The organism is Haemophilus parahaemolyticus (assembly GCF_018373095.1).
GTDB lineage: Bacteria > Pseudomonadota > Gammaproteobacteria > Enterobacterales > Pasteurellaceae > Haemophilus_A > Haemophilus_A parahaemolyticus_A.
On record NZ_JAHAHT010000010.1, the window covers coordinates 14,167 to 29,327 of the forward strand.

24 protein-coding genes and 1 other RNA gene are annotated in these 15,161 nt (G+C 40.8%); 18 read left to right on the top strand and 7 right to left on the bottom strand.

Features of this window, described 5'->3' with window-relative positions; all coding sequences use genetic code 11:
- Positions 1-7: 7 nt before the first annotated feature.
- From KH943_RS02245 to KH943_RS02280, 8 genes are all read left to right on the top strand, one after another.
- Positions 8-415 (top strand): hypothetical protein, encoded by a 408-nt coding sequence (locus tag KH943_RS02245; protein WP_304107013.1) that lies wholly within the window; start codon positions 8-10, stop codon positions 413-415.
- A gap of 190 nt (positions 416-605) precedes the next feature.
- A complete protein-coding gene (locus tag KH943_RS02250; protein ID WP_304107016.1) occupies positions 606-1,790 on the top strand; it encodes a phage tail sheath subtilisin-like domain-containing protein in 1,185 nt (394 codons plus the stop codon).
- A 3-nt stretch (positions 1,791-1,793) separates the two neighbouring features.
- Positions 1,794-2,300 (top strand): phage major tail tube protein, encoded by a 507-nt coding sequence (locus KH943_RS02255; protein WP_304107018.1) that lies wholly within the window; start codon positions 1,794-1,796, stop codon positions 2,298-2,300.
- Positions 2,301-2,379: 79 nt separating this feature from the next.
- Positions 2,380-2,673, top strand: a complete 294-nt coding sequence (locus KH943_RS02260; protein ID WP_304107021.1) for a phage tail assembly protein — start codon at positions 2,380-2,382, stop codon at positions 2,671-2,673.
- Complete coding sequence (locus KH943_RS02265) at positions 2,673-2,819, top strand: GpE family phage tail protein (RefSeq protein WP_005700138.1); 147 nt, start codon at positions 2,673-2,675, stop codon at positions 2,817-2,819. The genes KH943_RS02260 and KH943_RS02265 overlap by 1 nt, the downstream gene beginning before the upstream one ends.
- The gene (locus KH943_RS02270; RefSeq protein WP_014064338.1) at positions 2,800-2,925 is read left to right on the top strand and encodes a hypothetical protein; all 126 of its coding nucleotides are present in this window, start codon (positions 2,800-2,802) and stop codon (positions 2,923-2,925) included. The genes KH943_RS02265 and KH943_RS02270 overlap by 20 nt, the downstream gene beginning before the upstream one ends.
- Positions 2,926-2,987: 62 nt before the next feature.
- Positions 2,988-3,425 carry a phage tail protein gene (locus tag KH943_RS02275; protein WP_005700061.1) on the top strand — a complete coding sequence of 146 codons (438 nt, stop codon included), beginning with the start codon at positions 2,988-2,990 and terminating at the stop codon, positions 3,423-3,425.
- Positions 3,425-4,600, top strand: a complete 1,176-nt coding sequence (locus tag KH943_RS02280) for a phage late control D family protein (protein ID WP_304107045.1) — start codon at positions 3,425-3,427, stop codon at positions 4,598-4,600. Before KH943_RS02275 ends, KH943_RS02280 begins: the two co-directional genes overlap by 1 nt.
- Before the next feature lie 14 nt (positions 4,601-4,614).
- On the opposite strand, the gene KH943_RS02285 is transcribed toward KH943_RS02280, so the two are convergent.
- The 5 genes from KH943_RS02285 to KH943_RS02305 are packed head-to-tail and all read right to left on the bottom strand — an operon-like array spanning position 4,615 to position 8,242.
- Positions 4,615-6,732, bottom strand: a complete 2,118-nt coding sequence (locus KH943_RS02285) for an ATP-binding protein (RefSeq protein ID WP_304107048.1) — start codon at positions 6,730-6,732, stop codon at positions 4,615-4,617.
- A gap of 9 nt (positions 6,733-6,741) precedes the next feature.
- Entirely contained in the window at positions 6,742-6,972 is a 231-nt protein-coding gene (locus KH943_RS02290) for a S24 family peptidase (protein WP_304107135.1), read from the bottom strand.
- A complete protein-coding gene (locus tag KH943_RS02295) occupies positions 6,911-7,135 on the bottom strand; it encodes an excalibur calcium-binding domain-containing protein (RefSeq protein WP_304107050.1) in 225 nt (74 codons plus the stop codon). Before KH943_RS02295 ends, KH943_RS02290 begins: the two co-directional genes overlap by 62 nt.
- A gap of 2 nt (positions 7,136-7,137) precedes the next feature.
- The gene (locus KH943_RS02300; protein WP_304107053.1) at positions 7,138-7,533 is read right to left on the bottom strand and encodes a hypothetical protein; all 396 of its coding nucleotides are present in this window, start codon (positions 7,531-7,533) and stop codon (positions 7,138-7,140) included.
- A gap of 34 nt (positions 7,534-7,567) precedes the next feature.
- Positions 7,568-8,242: an XRE family transcriptional regulator gene (locus tag KH943_RS02305; protein ID WP_005700132.1), complete on the bottom strand. Its 675-nt coding sequence runs from the start codon at positions 8,240-8,242 to the stop codon at positions 7,568-7,570.
- Positions 8,243-8,363: 121 nt separating this feature from the next.
- On the opposite strand from KH943_RS02305, the gene KH943_RS02310 reads away from it, so the two are divergent.
- The 10 genes from KH943_RS02310 (at position 8,364) to KH943_RS02355 (ending at position 13,596) form a co-directional block, all read left to right on the top strand.
- On the top strand, positions 8,364-8,579 hold the full coding sequence (locus KH943_RS02310) for a helix-turn-helix domain-containing protein (protein WP_005700067.1): 216 nt from the start codon (positions 8,364-8,366) through the stop codon (positions 8,577-8,579).
- Positions 8,580-8,597: 18 nt separating this feature from the next.
- Positions 8,598-9,092, top strand: coding sequence for a hypothetical protein (locus tag KH943_RS02315; protein ID WP_304107059.1), 495 nt, complete (start codon positions 8,598-8,600; stop codon positions 9,090-9,092).
- A 68-nt stretch (positions 9,093-9,160) separates the two neighbouring features.
- A complete protein-coding gene (locus tag KH943_RS02320) occupies positions 9,161-9,409 on the top strand; it encodes an ogr/Delta-like zinc finger family protein (protein WP_070582258.1) in 249 nt (82 codons plus the stop codon).
- A gap of 92 nt (positions 9,410-9,501) precedes the next feature.
- Positions 9,502-9,762, top strand: coding sequence for a hypothetical protein (locus KH943_RS02325; protein ID WP_070582257.1), 261 nt, complete (start codon positions 9,502-9,504; stop codon positions 9,760-9,762).
- A 15-nt stretch (positions 9,763-9,777) separates the two neighbouring features.
- Entirely contained in the window at positions 9,778-10,137 is a 360-nt protein-coding gene (locus KH943_RS02330) for a hypothetical protein (RefSeq protein ID WP_070582256.1), read from the top strand.
- Positions 10,138-10,145: 8 nt separating this feature from the next.
- Positions 10,146-10,400 carry a hypothetical protein gene (locus KH943_RS02335; protein ID WP_304107066.1) on the top strand — a complete coding sequence of 85 codons (255 nt, stop codon included), beginning with the start codon at positions 10,146-10,148 and terminating at the stop codon, positions 10,398-10,400.
- Complete coding sequence (locus tag KH943_RS02340) at positions 10,397-10,705, top strand: hypothetical protein (RefSeq protein WP_005700155.1); 309 nt, start codon at positions 10,397-10,399, stop codon at positions 10,703-10,705. The genes KH943_RS02335 and KH943_RS02340 overlap by 4 nt, the downstream gene beginning before the upstream one ends.
- 7 nt (positions 10,706-10,712) lie before the next feature.
- Positions 10,713-12,911, top strand: coding sequence for a replication endonuclease (locus KH943_RS02345; protein WP_304107072.1), 2,199 nt, complete (start codon positions 10,713-10,715; stop codon positions 12,909-12,911).
- Positions 12,912-12,928: 17 nt separating this feature from the next.
- The gene (locus tag KH943_RS02350) at positions 12,929-13,429 is read left to right on the top strand and encodes a MazG-like family protein (RefSeq protein WP_438359813.1); all 501 of its coding nucleotides are present in this window, start codon (positions 12,929-12,931) and stop codon (positions 13,427-13,429) included.
- On the top strand, positions 13,429-13,596 hold the full coding sequence (locus KH943_RS02355) for a helix-turn-helix domain-containing protein (RefSeq protein ID WP_049367448.1): 168 nt from the start codon (positions 13,429-13,431) through the stop codon (positions 13,594-13,596). The genes KH943_RS02350 and KH943_RS02355 overlap by 1 nt, the downstream gene beginning before the upstream one ends.
- Here KH943_RS02355 and KH943_RS02360 read toward each other — a convergent pair.
- Both KH943_RS02360 and ssrA read right to left on the bottom strand, forming a co-directional pair.
- Positions 13,577-14,908 carry an integrase arm-type DNA-binding domain-containing protein gene (locus tag KH943_RS02360; protein WP_304107080.1) on the bottom strand — a complete coding sequence of 444 codons (1,332 nt, stop codon included), beginning with the start codon at positions 14,906-14,908 and terminating at the stop codon, positions 13,577-13,579. The genes KH943_RS02355 and KH943_RS02360 overlap by 20 nt on opposite strands.
- Positions 14,909-15,063: 155 nt before the next feature.
- Positions 15,064-15,161: a transfer-messenger RNA gene (gene ssrA / locus KH943_RS02365) on the bottom strand; the annotation flags it as partial.

A 15,161-nucleotide genomic window follows, 5' to 3' on the forward strand; every position in this document is an offset into this window, starting at 1 on the left:
CAAAATTATGACTAATCCAAAATTTCCTAATCGAAATGAAGCAGGTTTATATCAAATCGGCAAAGATATTGCAAATCTTGAAGCGAAAATCGAACTTCTTGAAAAAATTAAAGGTGGTGGCGGTGGTGGAATTGATGTATTAAAAGTTATTGTGCCTGCTGCGAAAGATGAAGATTTTAACAACGGCGCTTTATGCACAGTGGAACTACCTGAAGATTTCCAAAATTCATTAGTATTGATGTTTATGAATGGATCTTGGATCTATATATCGGCAGAAACGGAGCTTGGGATTCCTTTATCGTCATACGAAACCGAGATTTCTATTATTAAACTAACAGATTTCAAAAATCCAAAAGAAACTATTAACGCTGAAATTAGAAAAGCCCGTAATGGTAGCAGACCGAGCGATGCTTAATTAATCTAGAAGTTCCGCAACTTCTTCCATATTCGGGGCGTAATAGACATTTTGTAAAGGTAGAAAAATGCGGTCAATTTTGGCCGCATTTTGTTACCCCGTTTTTCACACTTCCAACCGCTCGCACTGCTCCATTCTGTCGATCACAATAAAGACATTATTTAACCAATAGAAACCATAGGGCTAAAATATGTCTGATGAATATCTCCATGGGGTCAAGGTAACGGAAATTGCCGAAGCCTTGCGAACACTCACCACATCATCCACTGCCGTGATCGGTTTAGTGGCAACGGCAGCAGATGCAGATGCAACTGTTTTCCCACTCAATAAACCCACTCTTTTAACAGGTATCACCGCCGAAGTCCAAGCGAAAGCCGGTAAACAAGGCACATTATCCCGTGCATTAGATGGCATTGCGGACATTGTTAATTGTAAAGTGGTCGTTATTCGCGTGGAAGAAAGCGAAGATGAAAGCACCATGAAAGCAAACGTCATCGGCGCAGTGGACAGCGAAGGCAATTACACTGGCTTGAAAGCGTTCTTGGTATCTGCTGCCGTTTGTGGCGTGAAACCGCGTATTTTCTGCGTGCCGAAGTATGACAGCCAAGATGTCACCACCGAGCTTTTAAGTGTGGCAAAAAAACTGAATGGCTTTGTGTATGCATCGTGCGGTTCAGCAAAAACCAAAGAAGAAGCGGTGACTTATCGCCGTAATTTCTCACAGCGTGAATTAATGCTGATCTTTGGTGACTTCTTGTCTTTTAACCCAAACACTAAAGCAACCGAAGTGGATTATGCAGTTGTCCGCGCGGCGGCAATGCGAGCGTATCAAGATAAAGAATACGGCTGGCACACTTGCATTTCTAACAAAGGTTTAACTGGCGTCACTGGCGTGACTAAACCACTTTCATTTGACATAAACGACAGTGCGACCGATGTCAACTATCTGAACGAACAAGGAATCACTTGTTGCGTTAATCACAATGGCTTCAAGTTGTGGGGTTTACGCACCTGTTCAGCCGATAAATTATTCATCTACGAAAACTACACCCGCACCGCACAAGTGTTGAAAGACACTATCGCACAATCATTTGATTGGGCCGTAGATAAAAACATCAGTGTGATGTTGGTGAAAGAAATCGTGGAAGCGATCAATGCGAAATGGCGTGAATATGTGGCGAAAGGTTACTTAGTCGGTGGTAAAGCATTTATCAATTCATCACTGAACACTGCCGCAACCTTGAAAGATGCAAAATTGCTTGTGTCTTATGATTACTGCCCTGTTCCGCCATTAGAACAATTAGGCTTTAACCAATACATCAGCGATGAATACCTTGTGGAATTCGCCGCAGAGATTGCCAAAGTAGGAGCATAACAAATGGCTTTACCACGTAAATTAAAACTCATGAACTTCTTGGCTGACGGTAATTCTTACCGTGGCCAAGTTACCGAAATCACCCAACCTAAATTGGCAATGAAACTGGAAGAATACCGTGCAGGCGGCATGATTGGTCCAGTGAAAGTAAATTTAGGCGTGGAAGGCTTGGAAGCGCAATTCAAAATGGGCGGTTACATGACCGAACTCATTAAAGAATTTGGCGGCAAAATTGACGGTTCGTCATTACGTTTCGCGGGTGCATACCAACAAGACGACACCGAAGAAGTCACCGCCATTGAATTGATTATGCGGGGTCGTTTCAGCGAAATTGACAACGGCACAAGCAAATCAGGCGATGACACCGAACAAAGCTACACCGTGCCATTAACCTATTACAAAATCATCGAAAACGGCAAAGATTTGGTCGAGATTGATTTACTCAACTCAATCTTTATTGTCGGCGGCACTGACCGCTTAGCAGAACACCGTTCAGCGATTGGCATCTAATCACCACCTAGCCCCGCAAGGGGCTTTTATTAAATCACTCCCCCACGCTTAAAGCGTGGCATTTTTAAAGGTATAAAAAATGAAAAACGAAAACAGCAAAGTGATCACATTAACCAATCCACTTGTGCGTGGCGAAAACAAAATCACCGAAATCACCGTCAACAAACCCACCGTGCCGGCATTAAAAGGCTTGAAAATGTTTGACGTGTTGCAAATGGACGTGGACGCATTGCAAGTGTTGCTCACTCGCGTGACAAATCCTGTGTTGCACAAATCCGACTTTTCTACAATGGAAGTGGCTGACTTCACCGAGCTTGCGGCGGTGGCTGTCGGTTTTTTAGGGAAGAATTCGGAAGCGGAAGAGACCGAATAATGATTGCCGCCACGGTAGAAGATGCCATGGCGGACATTGCACTGATTTTCCATTGGCAACCACAAGCCTTTGAGCAAATGACATTTGCCGAATTAATGACATGGCGAGAAAAAGCAAGGGAACGAAATGAAACAGAAAATGATTGATTATGTATTAAATATGCCACGGCATATTGTATGGCGTGGAATCTTTATTCTTTCCATTGCCTTTTGGTTGCTTGTGATTTTCGGCATTGCATTTCTCTTTCGCTAATTCATCAAGTGCGGTCAGAAATCACGGGATTTTTTGACCGCACTTTTCTTTAGGAATAAATCATGTTTCAAAACTTTGCTTTAGCCGCACTTGGGATGTTTGTGTTTACACGGCAAACCGTGCCTTTCCAAAGCTTAGACCGCACATCAACGTGGCGACATCCAACCAATGCGATTGTGGGTGCAATGCCGAAATCACAATTCACCGGTAAGGAAAGCGAAACCGTGACAATCGGCGGGCGACTTATCCCCGAAATCACGGGCGGCAGATTTTCCATTAAAGCGTTGGAATTAATGGCAGACAGCGGCGGCGCTTTCCCACTGATTGACGGTGCAACATTTGAGATTATCGGTTTTTTTGTGATTGAAAATATCCAAGAAACCCGCACGGAATTCTTTGGCGATGGCGCACCCCGTGCCATTGACTTCACCATGAACTTAAAACGCACTGACGATCCGATGTTGATTGCCATTGCAGACAGTTTAATGAGTAATCTGTAATGTTAGGCTTAGATTTTAACGACAATCACCGCACCCCCGCTTTTAAAGTGGTGATCACCACGAAAGACAACAAACAGCAAGACATCACGCAAGTGGTATCAAGCCGTTTGATTAATCTGTCTTTAACCGATAATCGCGGATTAGAAGCGGACACGCTAGATTTAGAATTATCCGACCATGACGGCAAATTAGCTTTGCCGCCACGCAATGCCACAATCAGCCTTGCACTAGGTTGGAAAGGCAAGCCACTGATTGACAAAGGGCAATATTCAGTCGATGAAGTGCAGTTTTCAGGCGGTGCAAATTCAGCCGACAGGCTAACCATTCGGGCAAGAGCGGCAGATTTAAAAGGCACGTTCACCGAACAAAAAGAGCGGTCATTTCATAAAAAGAAATTGGGCGAAATCGTCAACGAAATTGCACAAGGAAACAAGCTCAAAAGCCAAGTGGCAAAAGAGCTTACCAACCGATTAATCGACCACATCGACCAAACCAACGAAAGCGACATTAATTTGCTGACACGCCTTGCGGAAGAATACGGGGCGATGTGTACGGTGAAAAATGGCACGTTGCTCTTTATGCCATTAGGCAAAGCAAAAACCGCCACAGGAAAAGATATTCCACTGCGTAAAATCACCCGCAAGAATGGCGACAACTACAATTTTTCCATTGCTGAAAGTGAAAACTACAAAGCCGTGCGTGCATATTGGCACGATACAGACAGCGGCAAGCGTGGCGAAGTGACCGTTGATGAAAACACCAAGATTGTGAAAAAACAGCGAATGACGAAAGGCAGAACGCTGAAAAACGGCACAGTGAAAGGCAGACGATTAAGCAAACGCAAATACAACGAAATTGAGCAACAAGAACCCATTACAAGTGACAGTTCTCAAATAAAATCATTGCGACACACCTATGCAAGTGAAAAAACCGCCATTACTTCCGCAAAATCTGCCTTTGACAAACTCAAACGAGGCGTGGCGACATTTAGCCTAAATCTTGCCTTTGGCGAACCCGATTTAATCCCCGAAACACCCATTGAGCTTTCAGGCTTTAAAGCTGAAATTGACAACACCAACTGGCTGATAACTCAAGTCACCCACAGCATAACCGACAACGGCTACACCTGCGGCGTGGAAATGGAACTGAAAATAGACGAAGAAAAGGCGGAGTAATTCCCCCGCCTGTTTTAAGCTGCTTTATAAGCCTGATCTTTGTGTGTTGGTTGCTGGGGAAATGCTGGAATTAGAAGCCTTTCTTCAACTAATAATGTAATATGCCTACCTAGAGCAGATATTGTCATACCAAGCAAATCAGCAAGAGCAGCTTTAGAAACATATTGATCTTCACAAAGTACAAGCAATAATTCTTTTACTTGTTCAGGTCTCTTTTTCTTTAAAGAATAAAATCTAGGGTTAACAATATTGCGTAGTTCTTGCAGATATTCAGGATTAAGTTCTTTGAGGTTATCAACAACTTTCCCTAGAGTGTTTTGAATTCGCCCTTCGTTATCTCTCCAAATGAATTTAACTTGCCGTGATTCTGTTAAATTATTAGCTTGTGCATTAGCTAATGCATTAGCTTGTGCATTAGCTTGTGCATTAGCTTGTACATTAGCTTGTGCATTAGCTTGTGCATTAGCTTGTGCATTAGCTTGTGCATTAGCTTGTGCATTAGCTTGTGCATTAGCTTGTGCATTAGCTAATGCATTAGCTTGTGCATTAGCTTGTGCATTAGCTTTGGTTCTTAGGCGTACAGAACCAGAAGTATAAATATCAGCAATATCAACTTCTTTAATCCATGGGAGAATATAATACTTTTTCTTGCCATCGCCTTTACCTATCAACCAACATTTTTTAGCCAATTGCGGTAATGCGAGAGTTATCTCCCTACCGGTAAAACTATTTCCCATGTTTTCAGTAAGAGAAGCGTGATTAATCCAACCATCATTTAAAACCGCATAAATTAAAATATTTTTATATAATGTCCTTTCTTGTGAGAACTCTTCCCCAAATTCTGTTTGTAATTTACGAATAGCTGATAATGTTGCGCCATCTTGTAATGTCAATGCAAGATGTGTTGATAAATGATTGGTCAATAATTCTGGAGTAGTTAAAAGTTCCCTAATCCAGTTAGTAAATATTTTTTCAATTCCTTTGCCTTGTCGTTCACATAAGCCAGCTATTCTAAAAATATTGTGTATAAGAGAATTCCGACAGGTCGATTTTAGACCATTAATAGCTTGCTCAATACTGACTAACATTGAACCAGGATTTTCAAATGTTAGTCTGTTAGATGTTTTTACTATTTTTAACGAAATTTGATCATTAAAATAATCAGCGTGAGTAAAGAAATTTACCAATGCTTCACGCAATGCTTCGGTAATTTCATTTTCTTCTTTTCTAGTCAAGTTATTAAGCTTGAAATGGCTATTTTTGGCAATATCAAACAATAAAGCCGAGGTTTTTAGATAGAATTCAAATAAATTGCCGTCTTCCAAATCATCGCAAGTAAAGCGAGATGAATAACGTTCATCACCTTGTATATCTTGATAGTCTAAAAAATAATGCGGCAGTAATTGGCGGATAATGTGAAGTTGACCAAAGACTAAAAGACCAGCATAGGTTAGTCCTTCTTGTCCCGTGTCTAAGTTTCTTGCATAGGCATTAATTTTTTTTAGTAATAACAAATCATCAAGCACTAATAACGGACTAGTTGGATTATAGTTTTTAAGAAATTGGCGGTACTTTTGAAGTGTATGTTGATTAATTTCATCAATGCCGGTGTTAGGAATAACTTTGCTATCCTGATTGTTTTTTGTATAACCAGATAAATAATTTTTGAGTTCATTAGCATTAAGCTTATGATCGCCTGTATGAAGGCGAACATAAGACAATCTAGGATCGTTATTAAGATGAACGGGTATATCTGAATTATCGGCTTTTTTGACCCTTATCGCGATAACATCTACCAAAATATTGTTTATTTCTTTTTGAATAATTTTAATATCATCATTTGATAAATTATTAATACTTATTTTTTGTCCGCCTCGCATTTGACTAAACATATCATCAAGTAATTTTTGAGTATTTGAAACACCACTAATCGAAAAAACTTGATTTTGTTCACTAATACCTAAAAAGATAATTCCCCCTTGAGTGTTGGAGAAAGCACTATAAGACAACCAGAAATCTTTAGGCAGTGTATTCGCTGATTTTTTGCATTCAAAAAACAATCTTTCTTGAATCGACGAGGTGTCTTCCAAAATCTCTTCTATTTGTAACCAGAGAGAATTTAGTGTAATCATAATTCATTCCTACAACATCTTTGGTCTAATCGGCAGCACGCTCAAGAATTTAGCGCGTACTTGTGCCGTATTGAATAGTTTCTCGGTAATTTCAAACGTTGGATAAAGTGGGTTATCACTTAATGCGCGAATAATACCGCCGGGAACACGTTGCAAACGTTTGATATAGGTTTTACCTCTACCCACAAATACTCTCACAAGGCACGCCATCGTGGTCACGGTCAAGTTTATGCATGCCACATTCTCTTAAATGGAATTTAGCATCATCGCAATTATCCATGTCCTTACAGGTACGTTTTCCATCACTGCAACTAAACTGTTCAGCATCTGCTTTTTTGCTTTTTGCCAACACTGGGTGGGATATCACGAAAAGTGCGGCTAGAATTAAACAAAGCGATTTCATCTCTAACGCTCCGAAACATAGTTATCGAATGGGTATTGTTTTTTCGCTTCTTCGCTATTAAGTTTGCCAACATTTTCGCAGTATTGCTTCACATCTGTTTCAAAATTAAAGCTCTGCGTATAATGCTTATTCATAATCATGACACGATTTAGATCTAATTTTTTAGCAAACTTTTTATCTAAATAGGTTTCATAACAAATACCATGCACAACACTTTCTAGCATCTGTTTGCCGATTTCGTCGCGGTTAAATGTTACTGATAAAAAACTTCCTTGCAGTTCTGCCTCAAGAATATCTAGCCCACTCAACGCTTTCTTATAGGTTGGCGGGAAATTCTCAGCAAAAGCTGAAGATGAGATAGACAAAAGCGCGGTTAGAATTAGCAGTGACTTTTTCATTAGGGGTTCCTTAGGTTTGTTTTATTAAAATAAATCACCACTTCCGCCACTTCATCGGCATGCTGAATATTACTCTGCCATGGATAAACACGTCATCATCTTGCGTGAATGTCCATTCTTTGTAGGTTGGGTTGTCGGAAATGACGAGCATTTCTTTTCCCACTTTTTGCAAACGCTTGATGAATGTTTGGCCATCAAAGGTGAACACGTAAAGCCCATCGGCGGCAAAGTAATTTTCGGAAATATCCACATAAAGCAGATCGCCGCTTTCAAGGGTTGGCGCCATGCTGTCGCCTTTTACGGTGATCAACTTCAAATGTTTTGCATCAGCACGTCCGAATTGTTGACGGAAGAACGTTAAATCAAATTCTTGTGAAAGTAAGCCTTGTTCGGTTGGGCTTAAATACGCCCCGTTTCCGGCACTCGCTTCCACGTCCAAAATATCAATCCGCACTGTATTTGGGTTTTGCGGTTCGCTCACTTCTACAATGCGATAAGACGGATCAGGGTCGCCTTCACCTGTTTTTAACCAATGCGGGTCCACATTAAGTGCGGTCGCAATTTCTAAGATTTTTTTAGGGTTTCTAGTTTCGCCACTCAAAATCTTAAAAACAGAAGGCTGCTTAATGCCGATTAATCTTGCCAATTCCGCTTGGGATATGCCTTTTTCATACATTAATGAAGTCAAGCGTTCAGATAAAGTTGCCATAATTTCTCCTATATTTTGATTTTATAACTAAAGCTATAGAAAATAAATTTTCATTTAGCTATTGACTATAGATAGTCAAACCTATAATCTATAGCTAAAACTTAGTTATAGGAAATTATTTATGAACATTTTTATAGTTAAAGCAATAAAAAAAGCTGGCGGGCAATCAGCGTTAGCTAAAAAATGCGGCGTTAGTCAGCCAACTGTAAATCAGTGGCTAAAGGGTGGAAAAATGGATGTGAAATATATTCCCGCCCTTATCAAAGCAACAGAAGGCAAAGTAAGAGCCGAAGATTTACGCCCCGATGTGGATTGGGCAGTGATTCGGAATAGTTAAATGGAAAAGGTGGTGTGTATGGGATTAGAGATTCTATGCAAAAAATGTGGCAGTCACAATATTGGTGAGCTTGAATTCACTCGTGAATATTTATTCTGCCACAACTGCGAATCAGTCATAAAAATGGACGGAACGCCTTTAGCCATTCAGCAGGGATCTGACCTGTCAAAACAAGCTGAATTTCAGAATCCGCAAACTGCGGAAGTTGTCGGTAAGCCTTCAACAACGCCAATGCCGCTGATGGTTGGTTTTGTTCCAGCAGATAAGCTAGGGCTTGCTTTAACTTCTGTTCAAAAAAACGCTGGGCTTCGTTCACTCTTGGAAATAGCAGATGAAATTGATCAGTTGCTACTTTTAACCGATGAGCAGGATTCGGACTCACTTGCATTGCGGAAATTAAAGCGAGCATTGACAAGAAAGCAGTTGGTTCAAGTTCGGGAGGAAATCGCCACGCTGCAAAAAGCTGTGCAAGCGGAGATGGGGGAAGATTACTGGCGTTGGAGCTGGAAATAATTTGGTCTTGCATGGTGATTCCTTCATTTATCAAGTAAATGGTTTGAGTATAACAAAAGGTGGAAAAAGTGAAAGTTAATGTTAAATGCCCGAAATGCGGTTCAGAAAATATCTATGTGCGAACCTCAGAAAGATTATCAAAGTTAACCACGCAAACATTTGGCTATTGCAGTGGCTGTCGTGAGTGTCGTTTTAAAGTGATCAGTGAGATTGTAGAAGTCGAAACAGCAAGCTTTGAAACCAATCAGCAAGCCATGTTAGGCAATAAGCCATTAGACGAGACGGACACTCGACAAGTCGAAATTCCAACCGATTAATTCTTAATTTTTAAACATTAATTTAAAGCCCGTCGTTTGAAGAAATTCATGCGACAGGATTTTTGCAACCAAAATTCAGGGAGACCAAGCAAATGGCAAAAAATGATTACACCTACGACAACGGCAAAACACGCAAAGGACGTGTGAATGTCTGGGAGTTAGAAAAACGTGTGAAAAAGTTGGAAACGCAAATTCAAATCATCAGCCGTCACATTAATCATCAAGCAGAATTAAACAAACAACAAGTGCTATTGAATGAAACACTTTCCGACCGTGCGGCACTGCTTGAAAAAGCCAGTTGGAACAAGCAAGGAATGTTTGGTCGTTGGTTAAGTTGGGTTCAAGGCAAATAAGCAAGGGGGCGTGTGATGTACGTTTCAGGCAAAGAAAGTGCGGCAGCAAAATTCTGCAAAGAAAATCAAATTGCGGTTGAACAGGTGCAAAGTTGGGGCGATTGCCGCCACGTTATCGGCAAAAGTCGCTATCGCGTGGAATACGCTTTCAGCAACCTTTCACAAGGCGAAAGAGAAATCTTATTAGCAATGGCAGAACTCGACATCAATGATTTAGTTAGCACCACATTTTCAGGCGAGAAACTACACCACTACACCGAAAACGGACAACGCAAAATCGCCAAGGCGTTTCGCAAGGTGCGGTTGATTTCGGGAATGTTTCCTAAAGGCATTACCGAACGCGAATTCACATTGATTGATAAAGCATTGAATTAGGGGGAAGTATGGCAACCGTTATTTTAAGTCGTGGCGCATTGAGCATTGTGGCAAAGGAATATTATCAAAAACTCGATAAGGCACAGGAAAAACTCTTCGCTTACATCTATCACTTAGACAAAGGCGATGAAGAGCAAGCAAGACAAGCATTTAATGAATTTATTGAAAACGGCGACTTGGCGACAAAAGCACGCCAAATCTTTTTACAAAAATACAGAGATTGGGAGCAATGGCAAGCCAATCCACGGAGAAAAACAAAATGAGTACCGATATTTACATCAATTTAGATTGCGGAGCCGAATTACAAATCACCAAGATTGGCGACCGCTTTCAAGTGTTAGAGATTGTCGCAGATAGTGACGGTTGGCGAAAACAAAAAGCCAGAGTGATTGGGCGATTACACAACACCATCATTGGCGCAGTGAATGAAGTCCGCAATTTTGCCTTGGCGCAATATGAAGTGCTTTCACTCACTGAAATGGAAAGTGCGATCAACTCAACCAATCAAGCCATTAAAGATTACTTTGATCAGCACAATGAATATTTAGCTAACTTACAAAGAGCATAGAAATAAAATGATGAACTGGGAGCAACAACGAGACAATAACATCGCTAAACGTGATTCAGCGATGGAAGAAGCTCGTTTGGCAAGAATGGAAAGTGCGGCTAAAACTCACCGCACTTTAGACTTGCCGCAAGCAACTGCCGCACAAATTGAGCTGTTTGCGGTTGCCCCTAATCATTTTGATTATGTTGAAAAACTGCTTTCAGATTTACCACGCAAACGCCAACGTGAACACTTCCGTAATGTGTGGTTGCGTGCTTATCGCAGTGTGAAAGATGATGGGTCAATTAGTTTTAGCTTAGGCAATAAACAAGCCCGCATTGCCAACACCACCTTGCGTGATGTTTTAACAAATCGTTTGGAAGCCGTTTTTGAGCAATATCGCATTTCTGTTTCGTGGTTGCTTGAACGCAAACACTATTCAGCCAACTTGGCCATGCAAAAGCCTGTGGATAGTAAAGGCTTGCATTTCTACCTATTAGGCGAACGCCAATTAAAAGAAATCGCCTATAAACTCGCCTTGCACTTCAACGGATTGCAAAGCGATTTCGTGGAAGATTGTGCCAATCAAAAAGCCGTTGGGCTATTAAGTGCGGTCGATTTTTCACGCCTAAGCAGTGAACTGCACCGCCTTTGTGCTGATGTTTGCAAAAATATTGGCTTTCCACTTAAAAGCCAACACCGCCTAGAAGAAGGTAAACGCCTTTCTGTGCAACAGCAAGAAGGCGAATTGTTGCGTGTGGTATGCGAAAAATACTGGTTTCGCACATTACGCAGCACGCAAAAACGCCTTATCGAGCATTTGGCGATTGGTTGCGGTGAAGTATCAGCAAAAGTCAGCCCTTACATTTCAACAGGTGCATTGAGCGATTACCGCAATCAACAAAAAGCCAATCTTGAATATTTAAAACAGATGATTATTGAAAACATTGACGATCCATCCGAACAGGTGGAATTGATGGCAATGTGGCAAAAATCTTCCGGTAATCCTGCCATCCGTTTTAACGAGATGATGAACCGCTTGCGTGGTGTGGACGAATGGGCAACGGAAAAAGGCTATGTGTCATTGTTCTTAACCATGACCGCCCCTTCATCATTCCACGCAACCCATAACAACGGCACAAATAACAAGAAATGGAAAGGTGCAGACCCACGCACAACGCACGCTTATTTAAGCAAGAATTGGGCGCAGTTGCGCGCCTTGTTTGCTAAACGTGGCATTGGCTTTTTTGGCATGCGTGGCGTTGAACCGCACCATGACGCCACTCCACACTGGCACTTACTTGTGTATGTGAAAGCGGAAGATAAAGAAGAAGTAATCCGTTTATTTAAATCAAAAGCTTTAGAGCTAGACGGCGATGAATTCGGAGCGAAAAAACACCGCTGCAGAGTAGATGAAATTGACCCTGAAAAAGGTTCTGCCGTTTCTTATATTGCGAAATACATTGCCAAAAACATTTATGCGGGCAATCAAAAAGACGAAACATCGGACGAAGTGGAAGGATTGAAACTTGACGAAAACGTGCAACGTGTGCGTGCGTGGGCGAACCTTTGGGGAATCCGTCAATTCCAGTTTTACGGCAACCCGCCAATTTCTGTATGGCGTGAATTACGCAAATTAGAGAAATGGCAGTTAGACGATGTCGATGATAAGACCATTGCAGAGGCGCAAGCGGTTTGTGATGTGTCTTGTTTTGCAAGTTATTTAGAGTTGCAAGGGGGCGCAATGGCTAAACGTGAAGATCAGCCGTTGTGCGTGGAATATGAAGAAAGTGAGCCGAACCAATACGGCGAAACAAGAAAGAAAATTGTGGGGGTGAAAAACCGTTTCAGTTTAGCAAGCATAAGAACAAAACTTAAAAATTGGGTTATCAAAAAAGGCACGGTGGCAGATGTTGCACCTGATGCCAATGCGGAGACCACCGAAACAAACAAGGAGCGTAGCGACGCTTGGACTTGTGTCAGTAACTGTAACCGTTCAGAAATTGAACAAAAGGTAAAAAATGCACTTTTACCTGTCGGTTTTATGATTAATCGGTCACAAATTGATCTATTAATCAAACATAAACGGTTGCGGCTTAATGACTTTCAGTGGATTTGTTATGAAAACAACAACGTTTTCATTAAAGAAGAAAAAATACCACTCTTTTCTGTGAAAAAATTTAGTCAGAAAGTGACTGGATTTTGGGAAAGATTGGGGAAAAGTTAGGTTTAAAAGGAATAATAATGGAATTAAAACAATTAACTGACAATATTGAGCAATGGGCCGAAGATAGAAATTTGATTAAAGGTTCAACGCCTAAAAGACAATTCATTAAATTATTAGAAGAATTCGGTGAATTATGCAATGGAATATCAAAAGCAAAATTAGATGTTATCAAAGATAGCATCGGGGATTGCTTTGTGGTTTTAACGATTATTTCAGCACAACGAAATCGCGATGAAATTAATATTGGGTCAATGGCAGTTGAACATCATCCAAAAACAGCACTAACAGCAGATGATTGTGTGATTGAATTGCTTCATGATTTAACTCGAATTAGCTGTGAACTAGACCGCAATACATCTCTTGAAATGTTATTTGGTAATATTGTTTTAGATTTAGTTGAAGTTTGCGATTGCTTTGATCTTGATTTAACAGATTGTGTGAAAGCGGCATGGGATGAAATAAAAGACCGCAAAGGGCGTATGATTGACGGCGTGTTTGTGAAAGAAGGTGATTTATAATGGAACGCTATTTTTCAATAAAAGAGATCGTGCAGACGGGTATTTGTTCAGAAGCCACCGTGAAACGGTGGATTTCTAGCGGCAAGTTAAAGTCTTATAAATTCGGTCGCTCCCGCAAGATTGCGGAAAGCGACTTGAATGAATACATTAAGACTTGTAGGCAATAATTTCTTTGAATAAACCATTCGCACATTTTTCAACATAGTTGGCCCATTCTTGAAACGTCTTTAATCGGTAAGGCAAATATTCTGCCCGATTATAGGCGTTTCGTATTTCATCGGAATTCAAATGGCTTAGGCAAATTTCGATGACTTCTTTATCTAATCCGAGTTCTAGGCGATTATCATTGCAATAACTGCTGAATAACGACCGTATGCCGTGATTTGTCATGGTGCCTTTGTATTTCCCGCCGTCCATTGTTTTAATCACTTCATTCGGCGTTTGGCTATTGATATGCTTTTCATTTCTCGCCTTTGACAAAGTGGACGGGAATAAATATTCCTTGTTTGCGTGTTGCTTGATGTATGAAAGCAAGGTTTCTGCCTGTTTACTTAATGGAACAAGGTGCAATCGCTCCCCTTTCCCGCCTTTTGAAATTTCCACTTGCCACACTTTTCCATTCGGCAAATGTTCGTGTTCGATGATATCAGAATATTTTGCACTAACGGTTTCACTCGCCCTTGTGGCGTTGAGCAATCCCCACAAAATTGCAAGTCGCACTGTTTGGGATATGTTGGCCCGTGCAAGGCTGATCATAAATTCCGGTAAAGATTTGTAATGGATTGACGGGTGATGTTTATTTTTATTCACTGCAGGGAGATCATCGCCAAGATATTTCCATTTGTTGTTTTCCCAATATTCAAAGCGTTCGGCATATTCTGCGATTGATTTTAAAACCAAATAACGCTTTTTCAATTCAGCCGTTGCACCTGATTGTCGATAAGGTTCAAGCACGGATAATCCATGCTTTAGTGTTAATTCTTTGAAAGGTACGTCACCAATTAAATCAATGGCGGAATTAACACGTCTTTCTGTATCAATCCTTGTCTTTTCCGTGTAATTGCCTTGTTCTTTGCCGATTTTCGCACGATATAGCAACCATTCATTCGCAACATGGGCGAATGTGCTTTGCTGTTCTTTTAGTGCGTCTATGGCTTGTTTACGCTCAAATTCGTGCGGGTCAATCTTATTGGCTAATAGTTGGCGAAATTCGAGTGCTTTTTGACGAGCATCTTTAAGCGATACTGCAGGATAAGTACCGATAGTTTTTTCAGTGCGTTTTAATGTGTAGGGGCGTTTGTAATTAAACACCCACGTTTTCACACCGTTAGGCTTGACGACGAGTTTCAGCCCTTCCCCATCGAATAAATAATAGATCTTTTCTGCCGCTTTGGCGTTGTTTACCTGTGCAATGGTTAGCTGTTTAATGATTTTTGCCATGGTAGGAATTTCATAAAATGGTAGTAAGATTTTGCGCATTGTAAGTTCTTACTTCCATTTTTACTACTAAAAAATGTGATCGTTTGTGAAATTAACTGATCTTTTGAGCAGTATTAAGACACTAAATAAAAACGGTCAAACTATTGATTTTTCAATAAATTTGACCGTTTGTGATCTTTTTAGATCTTGTTTAGTGGTGGAGCTGGCGGGAGTTGAACCCGCGTCCGAAATTACTCTACCTTCAGTACTACACGTTTAGTCTCGTCTTTAATTTCACTTAAGCATGCGGACA

Bases quoted from the DNA above. Each gene is read 5' to 3' on its own strand.
- KH943_RS02245 (WP_304107013.1), top strand. From the start codon at position 8: ATGACTAATCCAAAATTTCCTAATCGAAATGAAGCAGGTTTATATCAA.
- KH943_RS02250 (WP_304107016.1), top strand. From the start codon at position 606: ATGTCTGATGAATATCTCCATGGGGTCAAGGTAACGGAAATTGCCGAA.
- KH943_RS02255 (WP_304107018.1), top strand. From the start codon at position 1,794: ATGGCTTTACCACGTAAATTAAAACTCATGAACTTCTTGGCTGACGGT.
- KH943_RS02260 (WP_304107021.1), top strand. From the start codon at position 2,380: ATGAAAAACGAAAACAGCAAAGTGATCACATTAACCAATCCACTTGTG.
- KH943_RS02265 (WP_005700138.1), top strand. From the start codon at position 2,673: ATGATTGCCGCCACGGTAGAAGATGCCATGGCGGACATTGCACTGATT.
- KH943_RS02270 (WP_014064338.1), top strand. From the start codon at position 2,800: ATGAAACAGAAAATGATTGATTATGTATTAAATATGCCACGGCATATT.
- KH943_RS02275 (WP_005700061.1), top strand. From the start codon at position 2,988: ATGTTTCAAAACTTTGCTTTAGCCGCACTTGGGATGTTTGTGTTTACA.
- KH943_RS02280 (WP_304107045.1), top strand. From the start codon at position 3,425: ATGTTAGGCTTAGATTTTAACGACAATCACCGCACCCCCGCTTTTAAA.
- KH943_RS02285 (WP_304107048.1), bottom strand. From the start codon at position 6,732: ATGATTACACTAAATTCTCTCTGGTTACAAATAGAAGAGATTTTGGAA.
- KH943_RS02295 (WP_304107050.1), bottom strand. From the start codon at position 7,135: ATGAAATCGCTTTGTTTAATTCTAGCCGCACTTTTCGTGATATCCCAC.
- KH943_RS02300 (WP_304107053.1), bottom strand. From the start codon at position 7,533: ATGAAAAAGTCACTGCTAATTCTAACCGCGCTTTTGTCTATCTCATCT.
- KH943_RS02305 (WP_005700132.1), bottom strand. From the start codon at position 8,242: ATGGCAACTTTATCTGAACGCTTGACTTCATTAATGTATGAAAAAGGC.
- KH943_RS02310 (WP_005700067.1), top strand. From the start codon at position 8,364: ATGAACATTTTTATAGTTAAAGCAATAAAAAAAGCTGGCGGGCAATCA.
- KH943_RS02315 (WP_304107059.1), top strand. From the start codon at position 8,598: ATGGGATTAGAGATTCTATGCAAAAAATGTGGCAGTCACAATATTGGT.
- KH943_RS02325 (WP_070582257.1), top strand. From the start codon at position 9,502: ATGGCAAAAAATGATTACACCTACGACAACGGCAAAACACGCAAAGGA.
- KH943_RS02330 (WP_070582256.1), top strand. From the start codon at position 9,778: ATGTACGTTTCAGGCAAAGAAAGTGCGGCAGCAAAATTCTGCAAAGAA.
- KH943_RS02335 (WP_304107066.1), top strand. From the start codon at position 10,146: ATGGCAACCGTTATTTTAAGTCGTGGCGCATTGAGCATTGTGGCAAAG.
- KH943_RS02340 (WP_005700155.1), top strand. From the start codon at position 10,397: ATGAGTACCGATATTTACATCAATTTAGATTGCGGAGCCGAATTACAA.
- KH943_RS02345 (WP_304107072.1), top strand. From the start codon at position 10,713: ATGATGAACTGGGAGCAACAACGAGACAATAACATCGCTAAACGTGAT.
- KH943_RS02350 (WP_438359813.1), top strand. From the start codon at position 12,929: ATGGAATTAAAACAATTAACTGACAATATTGAGCAATGGGCCGAAGAT.
- KH943_RS02355 (WP_049367448.1), top strand. From the start codon at position 13,429: ATGGAACGCTATTTTTCAATAAAAGAGATCGTGCAGACGGGTATTTGT.
- KH943_RS02360 (WP_304107080.1), bottom strand. From the start codon at position 14,908: ATGCGCAAAATCTTACTACCATTTTATGAAATTCCTACCATGGCAAAA.